We start from the raw sequence: 11,703 nt of genomic DNA, 5'->3' as shown, positions 1-11,703 counted from the left end.
GGGGGATCCCCCCGCACACGGCGGGCAGGGAGGTCCGGTCATGAGGATACGCAGGAGCGGGCGGCTGTCCGCGGGGGCCGCCGCAGCCGCGGCGACCAGGGCGGCGTACCAGCAACTGCGCCGGTACCCCCCGGTGGAGGCACGGCTCTGGCAGCGCACCAACCACGCCGGCCGCGGCGTGGAACTGTACGGCGGCCTCGCGGCGGCCGCGGGCGCGGCAGCCGCGATGGGCCTGGCCGGCGGCGTCGGCGTCAGAACCCGCCTCGCCGCGGTCGGCGCCGCGCTGGCGGCCGGCGCCTGCGGGGCGTACGACGACCAGAAGGGCAGCCCGCACGTCCGGGGGTTCGCCGCCCATCTGGGCGCCCTGCGCGCGGGCCGGCTCACCTCGGGCGGGGTCAGACTCCTCGGTATCGGCGCCGCCGGCCTCGCCGCGGGCGCCCTGCTCAAGGCGCGGCCGGTGGACCGGCTGCTGGCCGGCACGGTCATCGCCGGCGCCGCCCACGCGGTGAACCTCATCGACGTCGCCCCCGGCCGCGCCGCCAAAGCCGTGATCGCGGCCGGCGCCCCGGCGCTGCTGCGCAAGGGCCCCGGCGCGGTGCTGACCGCAGCCTCCGTGGGCGCCGCCGCGGCCGTGCTCGGGGACGAGCTGAGCGAGCGGACGATGCTCGGCGACGCGGGCGCGCACGCGCTGGGCGCCGCTCTCGGTACCGCCATCGTCACCGCCAATGGACGTACCGGGCTGGTGCTGCACGCCGCCCTGCTGGTCGTCATGACGGCGGCCGGTGACCGTATCTCCACCCGGGGGCGGTTGTGGAACGCGCCCGGAATACGGCACCTTGACTCCTGGGGCCGGGTGGCACACCCGTATGGGTGATGCCCGGCCCGGGTGAGCGGGCCCGGCTGGCATCCTTGACGGGTCACCGCACCATCCCCCGATCCGAGACGTCCGGCGCCGAGTCAGGAGCCCTTCCCCGCGTGAGCAGCACCTCGCACCCCGCCCAGGGGACGCTGCACGCCGTGCACGTCCTGAGCACGGCCGCGGGAGCGCATGTCAGCTCGCTGGCCGGCGGGCTGGTCGCCCGCGGGGTCGAGGTCACCGTGTGCGGGCCGGCGACGACCGAGCGGGACTACGCCTTCACGAGATCCGGCGCCCGTTTCCTGCCGCTCGACATCGGCCGGAGCACCAGCACCGACGCACCCGCGGTCGGTTCGCTGCGAGCGGCGTTCACCGGGGCGGCCGTCGTGCACGCGCACGGGCTGCGGGCCGGACTGCTGGCCACCCTCGCGCTCGGCGGACGCCGCACCCCGCTGGTCGTCACCTGGCACGGCTCCGACGCGCCCACCGACGGCGGCCCGATACTGCGCTGGCTGGAGCGGCGGGCGGTTCGCGGCGCCGCCGTGGTGCTCGGGGTCTCCTCCGACCTGGTGGACCGGGCCCGTGCCCACGGCGCCCGTGATGTCCGGCTGGCGCCGGTCGCGGTGCCCCGGCCGACCGCGCGGCCCCCGCGCCCGCCGGCCGACGGAGAGCGGCACCGGCAGAAGACCCGGGCCGAATTCGGCGCGGTCGACCGGCCGTTGCTGCTGTCGGTGGGCCGGCTGGAGCCGGGCAAGGGCTATCACCTGCTGCTCGACGCGGCCGGTCACTGGGCCGGCCTCGACCCGCGACCGCTGATCGCCATCGCCGGGGAGGGACCGGAACGCGGGGCCCTGGAACGGCGGATCTCGGCCGAGCGGCTGCCCGTGCTGCTGCTCGGCCGGCGGGACGACATCCCCGAACTGCTCTCCGCGGCCGACCTGGTGGTGCTGCCCAGCCGCTGGGAGGCGCGCGCCCTGATCGCGCAGGAGGCCCTGCACGCCGGGGTGCCGCTGGTGGCCACCGCGGTCGGCGGCACCCCCGAACTCGTCGGCGAGGCCGCCGCCCTGGTGCCGTACGGCGACGCAGCCGCGCTGGCCGGCACGATCACCGCGCTGCTCGCCGACCCGGCCCGCCGTACCGCACTCACCGCGGCCGGCCGCGCCCAGGCCGCCACCTGGCCCACCGAGGACGACACGGTGGCCCAAGTCCTCAGCGTCTACGACGAGTTGATCCAGGGCCGGTAGGGCTGCAGGTGAGCTGCGGAGTTCTTGCCCGGTGACCGGGTAGGGGCTCTGGCAGTACCTGTACCGCAAGGGTCTGCTTGTCGCCTGCGAGCCCGCCTGACTTGTCCCGCCGACCTGTCCCGCCACGACGAGTGCCGGCGACTGTCCGGCCTCGTCACCGCCGCCTCGGAGCGTCTCGACATCCTCGTCAACAACGCGGGCGCCATGGGGGACGAGCCGCCGGCGACGGTCCCGGACGCGGCCTGCGACGCGGTCGTCGACCTCGACCTGAAGTCGCCGTTCTGGCCGGTCCAGGCGCTGCCGCCGGCACTTCGCAGGGCGGGCACCGCCGACGATGATGGCCGCGACCCTCGATGAGCTCGGCGAGGCGATCGCGGCGTCGGCCCCCCTACGCAGGATCGGGCATCGGGGTATCAGCGGTATCCCCCTTCACCTGCGGGCCGGGCGTTACGATGAGGGAGTGGCCGGCACGATGGATCTGCGCACCGAGATCCGGGAGTTCTTGAGGTCACGTCGCTCCCGCATCACGCCCGACAGGGCAGGACTGCCCGCCTACGGTGGCAACCGCCGGGTCAAGGGTCTGCGACGCGGGGAAGTAGCGCTCCTCGCAGGCGTGTCGGTCGAGTACTACGTGCGTAGGGAGCGCGGCGCCCTGGCCGGCACCTCCGAGGGCGTGCTCAACGCGTTGGCCTCGGCCTTGCGACTCGACGACGCGGAGCGCGATCACCTGTTTCACCTCGCGCGCCAGTCCGGGGCACCCAGCGGTCGACGCCGCCGCAAGCCCGTGGCGACGGCGGACCCGCGACGCCCCGCCAACACCGCGCGGTTCGTGTACCTGAACCACGACGCAGCCAGGACGTTCTTCGTCGACTACGACCAGGTCACACGGAACGCGGCCGCGACGCTGCGCATGGAAGCCGGCCGCGATCCGCACGACGAGGAGCTCGTCGCCCTGATCGGCGAATTGTCAACGTGCAGTGAGCTGTTCCGGCAGCGGCCCGCCGCCGACAATCTGGCCAGGCGGCTGAGGGAGGCTCTCGCAGTACCTGTATCAGCAGGGTCTCGCCCGCGTCCCGGAAGGCTGCCTCACCTCTGTACCGGCGCCCGGCCACACACGGAACAAGCGAGAGCCGGACGACCGATACCCCAGGAGCATCTCTCATGCGACAACGCAAACTAGGACAAGGCCTCGAAGTCTCGGCTCTCGGGCTCGGCTGCATGGGCATGAGTTTCTTCTACGGTCAGCCACATGACACAGCCGAGATGACGAAGCTGCTGCGGGCGGCCGTCGACCGGGGCGTGACTTTCTTCGACACCGCCGAGGTCTACGGCCCGTTCACCAATGAGGAGCTGGTCGGTCAGGCGCTGGCGCCGGTCCGCGACCAAGTGGTGATCGCCACCAAGTTCGGCATCAGGCACGGCGAGCACGGGCCGACCCCGCTGTCCGGGGTCGACAGCAGGCCCGAGCAGATCCGCCACGTGACCGAGGCCTCGCTCAAGCGTCTTCGCACCGAGAGCATCGACCTGCTCTACCAACACCGGGTCGACCCCGACGTGCCCATTGAAGACGTGGCCGGCACGGTCAAGGAGCTGATCGCCGAAGGCAAGGTGAAGCACTTCGGCCTGTCCGAGGCCGGTGCCGCGACGATTCGCCGCGCCCACGCCGTGCAGCCGGTGACGGCACTCCAGAGCGAGTACTCGCTCTGGATGCGCGAGCACGAAACCGAGATCATTCCGACCTTGGAGGAACTGGGCATCGGTCTGGTGCCCTTCAGCCCGCTCGGCAAGGGATTCTTGACCGGCACGATCGATTCCAGCACGTCGCTGGCCGACGACGACCTCCGCCGCCTGCTTCCGCGCTTCAGCCCTGAAGCACGGCAGGCCAACCAGGAGCTGGTCCACCTGCTGCGGCAGATCGCCGACGACAAGGGAGCCACGCCGGCCCAGATCGCTCTCGCCTGGGTGCTGGCGCAGAAGCCGTGGTTCGTGCCGATCCCCGGCACCACCAAGCTGCACCGCCTGGAAGAGAACCTGGGCGCACTCGACGTCGAGCTGACAACCGGCGACCTGGACCGGATCGAAGAGGCCGCGGCGACCATCCGGATCCAGGGTGAACGTGTCCCCGAGCAGTTGCAGTCACGCTTCGGCCGCTGAACCCCGTTGTCTGCCGGATCTGGAATCGGCCCCCGTGGTCCGTTCCAGGTCCTCCATCCCGCGAAGGCTCAGGCGCGGAAGGCGCCGGCCGCGGTCAGTCGCAGGGCCGTGTCGATCAGCGGCACATGGCTGAACGCCTGCGGGAAGTTGCCCACTTGGCGCTTGCGGCGCGGGTCCCACTCCTCCGCGAGGAGACCGAGGTCGTTCCGCAGGGCCAGCAGCTTCTCGAAGAGCCGCCGTGCCTCGTCCACCCGGCCGATCATCGCCAGGTCGTCGGCGAGCCAGAACGAGCAGGCCAGGAAGGCGCCTTCGTCACCGGGCAGGCCGTCCAGATTCTCCTCACCCGAGTCGGCGCCGCTGGACGTCGGGTAGCGCAGCACGAAACCGTCCGAGGTCGACAGCTCACGCTGGATCGCCTCGATGGTGCCTATCACCCGTTTGTCGTCCGGCGGCAGGAAGCCCATCTGCGGGATCAGCAGCAGCGACGCGTCCAGCTCGCGGGAGCCGTACGACTGGGTGAAGGTGTTGCGCTCCCGGTCGTACCCCTTCTCGCACACGTCGTAGTGGATGTCCTCGCGCAGTTCCTTGAACCGCTCCAGCGGACCGTCCACCTCGCCGGACTCGATCAGCTTGACCGTGCGGTCGACCGCCACCCAGGCCATCACCTTGGAGTGCACGAAGTGGCGGCGCGGGCCGCGCACCTCCCAGATGCCCTCGTCCGGCTCGTTCCAGTGCTTCTCCAGATAGCGGATCAGCTTCAGCTGCAGGATGCTGGCGTAGTCGTTGCGGGCCAGCCCGGTCATATGGGCCAGGTGCAGCGCCTCGGTGACCTCGCCGTAGACGTCCAGCTGGAGCTGGTGCGCGGCCCCGTTGCCGATCCGGACCGGCGCGGAGCCCTCGTAGCCGGGCAGCCAGTGCAGTTCGTTCTCGCCCAGTTCCCGCTCGCCGGCGATGCCGTACATGATCTGCAGGTTCTCCGGGTCGCCGGCCACCGCGCGCAGCAGCCACTCCCGCCAGGCGCGGGCCTCGTCGCGGTAGCCGGTGCGCAGCAGCGAGGAGAGCGTGATCGCCGCGTCCCGCAGCCAGGTGAAGCGGTAGTCCCAGTTGCGGACCCCGCCGATGTCCTCGGGCAACGATGTCGTGGGCGCCGCCACGATCCCGCCGGTCGGCGCGTAGGTGAGCGCCTTGAGCGTGATGAGGGAGCGGACGACCGCTTCCCGGTACGGGCCGGAGTAGGTGCACTGCTCGACCCACTCGCGCCAGAAGTCCTCGGTGTTGCTGAGCGCCACCTCGGGCTCGGGCAGGGAGGGCTGGGGCTTGTGCGAAGGCTCCCAGCTGATCGTGAAGGCCACCCGGTCGCCGGGCGCGACGGTGAACTCGGAGTACGTCGTCAGGTTCTCGCCGAAGGTGTCGACCTCGGTGTCCAGCCAGACCGAGTCGGGCCCGGCCACCGCCACCGTACGGTCGCCGACCTTGTGCACCCACGGGGTGACCTGGCCGTAGGAGAAGCGCATCCGCAGGGTGGAGACCATCGGCACCCGGCCGCTGACGCCCTCCACGATCCGGATCAGCTGGGGGGCGCCGTCGCGCGGCGGCATGAAGTCGATGACCCGGACCGTACCCCGGTCGGTGTCCCACTCGGACTCCAGCACCAAGGAGTCGCCGCGGTAACGGCGGCGGGTGGCGTCCGGGGTCCCGCTGCCCTCGGGATGGGCGGGCCCCAGCCGCCAGAAACCGTGCTCGTCCGTGCCGAGCAGCCCGGCGAAGACCGCCGGTGAGTCGAAGCGGGGCAGGCACAGCCAGTCGACTGTGCCGTCCCGGCAGACCAGTGCGGCGGTCTGCATGTCTCCGATGAGTGCGTAGTCCTCGATACGCCCGGCCACGAGCAACTCCAGTCGAACACGGCGCCGCCCCCGCTGGGACGGTCTTGCGGTCTAGGGAACAACCTGGTTCTGGAACTTTTCTGGATCTTGAACGAGCCCAATGATCCGGAAGAGGGCGGGGATGGTGCCGTGCCGGTCTGCTCGCGCAATGCGTCCGAGCAGAATACGTCTTCGGAAGGACTGGTGCGCATCTCTCGGCGATCTTCCGGTGATCTTCGCTGCGCCGGACGGGTGGACCTGGGCACTTGGCCGCAGAAAGGCCGTAACCGTTCGCAGAACGTATACAACGCCTGGTGGCGTGTGCCATCGGGAGGGCATGGCGTCGGCGCTGTTACCCTGGTAGCCCGTGGGCCGGTGGGCTGAACCACTGAACCGCCGCAACGGCGCTCCCAGGCAAGAACGCCGTTTCGACCCTCACCTCGCGACCACGGGAGCCCCCCTTTGGCAATTGCGCCGAAAACCACCACCACCAAGCACATCTTCGTCACCGGTGGGGTGGCCTCATCGCTCGGCAAGGGGCTCACCGCCTCCAGCCTCGGTGCGCTGCTCAAGGCGCGCGGCCTGCGGGTCACCATGCAGAAGCTCGACCCGTACCTCAACGTGGACCCGGGCACCATGAACCCGTTCCAGCACGGTGAGGTGTTCGTTACCGACGACGGCGCCGAGACCGACCTGGACGTCGGGCACTACGAGCGCTTCCTCGATGTGAACCTGGCCGGTTCCGCGAACGTCACCACCGGCCAGATCTACTCCTCGGTCATCGCCAAGGAGCGCCGCGGCGAGTACCTCGGCGACACCGTGCAGGTCATCCCGCACATCACCAACGAGATCAAGTCCCGGATCCGGCGGATGGCCACCGACGACGTCGACGTGGTGATCACCGAGGTCGGCGGGACCGTGGGCGACATCGAGTCGCTGCCGTTCCTGGAGTCGGTACGGCAGGTCCGGCACGAGGTCGGCCGCGACAACGTCTTCGTGGTGCACATCTCCCTGCTGCCGTACATCGGCCCGTCCGGCGAGCTGAAGACCAAGCCCACCCAGCACTCGGTGGCCGCGCTGCGCAGCATCGGCATCCAGCCCGACGCGATCGTGCTGCGCGCCGACCGCGAGGTGCCCACCGCGATCAAGCGCAAGATCTCGCTGATGTGCGACGTGGACGAGGACGCGGTGGTCGCCGCGATCGACGCGCCGTCCATCTACGACATCCCGAAGGTGCTGCACACCGAGGGCCTGGACGCCTATGTTGTCCGGCGGCTGGACCTGCCCTTCCGCGATGTGGACTGGACCCAGTGGGACGACCTGCTCAGGCGGGTCCACGAGCCCGCGCACGAGGTGAAGGTCGCGCTGGTCGGCAAGTACATCGACCTGCCCGACGCGTATCTGTCGGTGACCGAGGCGCTGCGGGCCGGCGGCTTCGCGAACAACGCCAAGGTGCACATCAAGTGGGTGACCTCGGACGACTGCAAGACCCCGGCGGGCGCAGCGGCCCAGCTCTCCGACGTGGACGCGATCTGCGTGCCCGGCGGCTTCGGCGACCGCGGTGTGGAAGGCAAGGTCCAGGCGATCACCTTCGCCCGTGAGAACCGCGTCCCGCTCCTCGGACTCTGCCTCGGCCTGCAGTGCATCGTCATCGAGGCGGCCCGCAATCTGGCCGGCATCACCGACGCCAACTCCACCGAGTTCGACCCGGGCACCGCGCACCCGGTGATCTCCACCATGGCCGAGCAGCTGGACATCGTCGGCGGCAAGGGCGACCTCGGCGGCACCATGCGGCTGGGCACCTATCCGGCCAAGCTCGCCGAGGGCTCCATCGTCCGCGAGGTCTACGGCGACCAGGCGTACGTCGAGGAGCGCCACCGCCACCGCTACGAGGTCAACAACGCCTACCGGGCCGAGCTGGAGAAGCAGACGGGCATCGTCTTCTCCGGGACGTCCCCGGACAACAAGCTGGTGGAGTACGTCGAGTACCCGCGTGAGGTGCACCCGTACCTGGTGGCCACCCAGGCGCACCCCGAGCTGAAGTCGCGCCCGACCCGGCCGCACCCGCTCTTCGCCGGACTGGTCGCGGCTGCGGTGGCCGCCAAGCAGGGCTGAACCCCTCTCCCACCTCCTTCCCGGAAGGCGCACATGCTCCAGGACACCCCGCAGGAATGGCGGATCACCGCGACCTCCACGCCGTTCACCGGCAAGAAGACCGGTGTCCGCAGCGATGAGGTCGTCATGCCGGACGGGGGGACGGCGGTCCGGGACTACCAGGTCCACCCCGGCTCCGTCGCCATCCTGGCGCTGGACGGGGAAGGCCGGGTCCTGCTGATCAAGCAGTACCGGCACCCGGTACGGCACAAGCTCTGGGAGATCCCGGCCGGGCTGCTCGACATCCCCGGCGAGAACCCGCTGCACGCCGCCCAGCGGGAGCTGTACGAGGAGGCACACGTCAAGGCGGGCGACTGGCGGGTGCTGGTCGATGTGTACCCCTCGCCGGGCGGCTCGGACGAGGCGATCCGGATCTTCCTGGCCCGTGACCTCTCGGAGGCGGACGGCGCGCGGTTCGAGGTCGCCGAGGAGGAGGCCGACATGGAGACCTCCCGGGTGCCGCTGACCGACCTGGTCCACGGGGTGCTCACCGGGGATCTGCACAACAACGCCCTGGTCACCGGGGTGCTGGCGGTCACCGCCGCGCTCGCCGGGGACGGGCTTGAGGCACTGCGGCCGGCCGAGGCGCCGTGGCCGGCCCGGCCGTTCACCGCGTGAGGGCGTGAGGGCGTGAGGGCGTGAGGCGGTAAGGCCGTAAAGGGCGGACCGGCCGGTGGGTCCGCGGCAGCGCACGTGGCCCGGGTGGGTAGCCGGCGCCGGGTGCCGGGCGTCCGTGGGCGGCGGTCGGTGGTCCGTGGCCGGTGGTCCGTGGTCGGCGGTGCGATGATCCGATGGGGTGATCATTGACGCTGTTGGCCGCGTCGGGCCAGGGGAACGGGCGCACCGCGTGAACTAGGCTCGGCGCACGCCCCTCGCGCAGGTGGCGGCAGCGACGACGACCACACCAGCCGGGAGCGTGCCCCGTGACGGACCAGGCACTCGATCCGCCTCCGGCACGGCCCGCGGAAGCTCCCGATGTGCCGGCCCGGACGTCCGCCTCTCCTTCCGCTCTCCCCCCGCCGGCCCCCCGCTTCGTCGGCCGCGCCCGCGAACTCGCCGAACTCCGCGCCGAGATCAGCCGCCCCGGCCTCGGCGCCACCCGCACCAGTCCCCCCGCCCGCCCCCGGGTCCTGCTCGTGGTCGGCCGGCCCGGGATCGGCCGCACCGCGGTGGCCCTCGAACTCGCCCGGCAGGTCGCCGCGGACTACCCGGACGGCCACTTCTTCCTCCGGCTCACCGGCGACCACGGCGACGCCCTCCCGCCGCAGCAGGTGGCGGCCACGCTGCTGGCCGCGGTCGGCGAGCAGCGGCACCGGTCCGCGACGGCGGTCGTGCCCCAGGGACAGGGCCCCGAAGCCGTCGCGCCCGCCGGGGAGTCACAGCCGGCCGACGCCCCGGCGGCGCTGCGCGAGGCACTGGCCGGGCGGCGGGTGCTGATCGTGCTGGACGACGTGGTGGACGCGGGCCAGTTGACCGGCCTGCTGCCTCAGACGGCGGGCAGCCTGGTGGTGGTGACCTCCGGGGGTCCGCTGGCCGGAGTGGCCGATGTACGGCCCAGCACGCTGGGCGGCCTGGACTCCGCGGCGGCGGTGGCACTGCTCGGACAGGCGGTGGGGGAGACCCGGGTCACCAACGACCCGCGGGGCGCCGAATCGCTGGTCCAGGAAGCGGCCGGGCACCCCACCGCGCTCCGCCTGGTCGGCGCCTGGCTCGCCGCCCAGCCGCGCCTGTCGCTGTCGGAGGCCGCAGCCCGGCTGCGGGCGGCCTCCGACACCCCGTTCCCGCCCGCCCCCAGGGCCACCGACGGCCTGGCCCCGCCGGACCTGGCAGCGAAGGGAGCCGGGCCGGCGAAGGAAGGCGAGCAGGCCGGGGAGGCGAAGGACGGCACGCCGGGCGGAGAACCCACGGCCGGGGAAGCCTCCGGGCCCGCCGCCAAGGCCCCCACCACCGGGCCGAAGCCCACACCGAAATCCATGCCGAAGCCCACGCCGAAATCCACGCCGAAATCCGCTCCCGCGTCCACCCCGGACCCCGCCCCCGAGCCGCCGCACGCCCCCGCGCCCCCCGCCGCCCCCGGCGAGCTCGTCCGGGCCTTCCGGCTGGTGTACGAGTCCCTGCCGGGCACCGCCGCCCGGATACTGCGCCTGCTGTCCCTCGCCCCGGCCGGCCTGGTGGACGCCCAGTCGGCCTCCGCGCTCGCCGGGTGCTCGGTGCCCGCCGCCCAGGGCACCCTGGACGACTTCGTCACCGGCGGGCTGCTCGCCCCGGGGAGTGAGCAGGGGCGCTACCGCGTGCCCGGGTGCCTGGAGCCGCTGCTGCGCGGGCTGGTGGAGACCCGGGACCGGCCCGAGGACGTACGGCTGGCGCGGGCCCGGATGCTGGAGCGGACCGTACGGCTGCTGGTCTCCTGCCGGGCCGCGCTCGCCGGCGAGGAACCGGCCGACGGGCTGCCCCGTACGCTGCGGTTCGCCACCCCCGCGGTCGCCGCCGGATGGCTCGACGCCCGGCTGCCCGGGCTGATGGCCGCGGCCCGGATGGCCGTCGCCGACGGCGAACTCGACACGCTGGCCCGCCGTCTGGTGGCCGCCCTGGTCCGGGCCCTGACCGCCGCCCCGGCGGCCACCCCCGCGCTCGCCGAACGGTACGAACTGCACCGCCTCGTCCTCGGTGTCGCCGAGCGCCGGGGCCTGCACCGGGAGAGGGCCGCCGCCCTGATCAACCTGGCCGACCTGGACGCCGAGGCCGGCCGCCCCGCGGACGCGGTGGAGAGGTACCGGCAGGCGCTCGGCGCGGCGCGGGACGGCGACGACACCGAGGCCGAGGGGCGGGTGCTGGAGGCACTCGGCGGCACCTACCTCGCCCAGCAGGACCTGCCGCGCGCCTCGGACTGGTTCGGCCGGGCGCTGGCCCTGCGCCAGGCCCGCGGCGAACTCGCCGACCAGGCCCGGCTGCACGCCAGGATCGGCGCGGTGCTGACCTACCTGGGCCGCTACGGCCCCGCGCTGCGCGAATGGCGCTCCGCGGCCGGCGTCTACCGGCGGCTCGGCGACCTGCCCTCACAGGCCCGCGCCCTCACCGAGGCCGCCCGGGTCCAGGAGTACGCGGGACACCCGGAGGACGCCCTGCGCACCTGCCGTGACGCGCTCTACTGGGCCCGGCAGGCGGGCGAGCGGCGGCTGGAGGCGGCGGTGCTGCTGCGGCTCGCCGACGCCCTGGACCGGCTCGGCGACTCCGGCGGCGCGGGCCTGCAGCGCGCCGCCGCCCAGCGGCTCTTCCGCCCCGGCGAGTTCCCGGCCTTCTGAGGGACGGCCCGCCGGCCCGGCGCCCCTTCGTCGGGTTCGGCGGCTCCCCATGGCACCCCAGCCGCCGACCAGCCTACGAAACTGCCAATGTCTTCGACTGAACCCACCACTTTGTAAGGCTGGACAGCGGC

Annotated in this window: 9 protein-coding genes; 8 read left to right on the top strand and 1 reads right to left on the bottom strand. The window is 72.7% G+C overall.

The window, feature by feature from the left end; genetic code table 11:
* Positions 1-40 precede the first annotated feature (40 nt).
* From OG552_RS07270 to OG552_RS07250, 5 genes are all read left to right on the top strand, one after another.
* Positions 41-874, top strand: coding sequence for a hypothetical protein (locus tag OG552_RS07270; protein ID WP_329130437.1), 834 nt, complete (start codon positions 41-43; stop codon positions 872-874).
* Between the two features lie 101 nt (positions 875-975).
* Positions 976-2,100, top strand: coding sequence for a glycosyltransferase family 4 protein (locus OG552_RS07265; RefSeq protein WP_329130435.1), 1,125 nt, complete (start codon positions 976-978; stop codon positions 2,098-2,100).
* A 24-nt stretch (positions 2,101-2,124) separates the two neighbouring features.
* Positions 2,125-2,457 carry an SDR family NAD(P)-dependent oxidoreductase gene (locus OG552_RS07260; RefSeq protein WP_443070882.1) on the top strand — a complete coding sequence of 111 codons (333 nt, stop codon included), beginning with the start codon at positions 2,125-2,127 and terminating at the stop codon, positions 2,455-2,457.
* Between the two features lie 103 nt (positions 2,458-2,560).
* Complete coding sequence (locus OG552_RS07255; RefSeq protein ID WP_329140618.1) at positions 2,561-3,280, top strand: MmyB family transcriptional regulator; 720 nt, start codon at positions 2,561-2,563, stop codon at positions 3,278-3,280.
* Entirely contained in the window at positions 3,262-4,254 is a 993-nt protein-coding gene (locus tag OG552_RS07250; RefSeq protein WP_329130433.1) for an aldo/keto reductase, read from the top strand. The genes OG552_RS07255 and OG552_RS07250 overlap by 19 nt, the downstream gene beginning before the upstream one ends.
* Before the next feature lie 68 nt (positions 4,255-4,322).
* On the opposite strand, the gene OG552_RS07245 is transcribed toward OG552_RS07250, so the two are convergent.
* Positions 4,323-6,137 carry a glycoside hydrolase family 15 protein gene (locus OG552_RS07245; protein WP_443070881.1) on the bottom strand — a complete coding sequence of 605 codons (1,815 nt, stop codon included), beginning with the start codon at positions 6,135-6,137 and terminating at the stop codon, positions 4,323-4,325.
* A gap of 441 nt (positions 6,138-6,578) precedes the next feature.
* Here OG552_RS07245 and OG552_RS07240 point away from each other — a divergent pair, with 441 nt between their 5' ends.
* The 3 genes from OG552_RS07240 to OG552_RS07230 all read left to right on the top strand — a co-directional run bounded on the left by OG552_RS07240 (position 6,579) and on the right by OG552_RS07230 (position 11,572).
* Positions 6,579-8,231, top strand: coding sequence for a CTP synthase (locus OG552_RS07240; RefSeq protein ID WP_329130430.1), 1,653 nt, complete (start codon positions 6,579-6,581; stop codon positions 8,229-8,231).
* A 33-nt stretch (positions 8,232-8,264) separates the two neighbouring features.
* Positions 8,265-8,888, top strand: a complete 624-nt coding sequence (locus tag OG552_RS07235) for an NUDIX hydrolase (protein ID WP_329130428.1) — start codon at positions 8,265-8,267, stop codon at positions 8,886-8,888.
* Between the two features lie 305 nt (positions 8,889-9,193).
* Positions 9,194-11,572, top strand: coding sequence for a tetratricopeptide repeat protein (locus tag OG552_RS07230; RefSeq protein ID WP_329130425.1), 2,379 nt, complete (start codon positions 9,194-9,196; stop codon positions 11,570-11,572).
* The last annotated feature ends 131 nt before the right edge of the window (positions 11,573-11,703 follow it).

Origin of the sequence: Streptomyces sp. NBC_01476, assembly GCF_036227265.1 — a bacterium.
Classification (GTDB): domain Bacteria; phylum Actinomycetota; class Actinomycetes; order Streptomycetales; family Streptomycetaceae; genus Actinacidiphila.
Note: the sequence above shows the minus strand (reverse complement) of the source record. Positions and strands in the feature narration are given on the sequence as shown.

Bases quoted from the DNA above. Each gene is read 5' to 3' on its own strand.
- OG552_RS07235 (WP_329130428.1), top strand. From the start codon at position 8,265: ATGCTCCAGGACACCCCGCAGGAATGGCGGATCACCGCGACCTCCACG.
- OG552_RS07250 (WP_329130433.1), top strand. From the start codon at position 3,262: ATGCGACAACGCAAACTAGGACAAGGCCTCGAAGTCTCGGCTCTCGGG.
- OG552_RS07270 (WP_329130437.1), top strand. From the start codon at position 41: ATGAGGATACGCAGGAGCGGGCGGCTGTCCGCGGGGGCCGCCGCAGCC.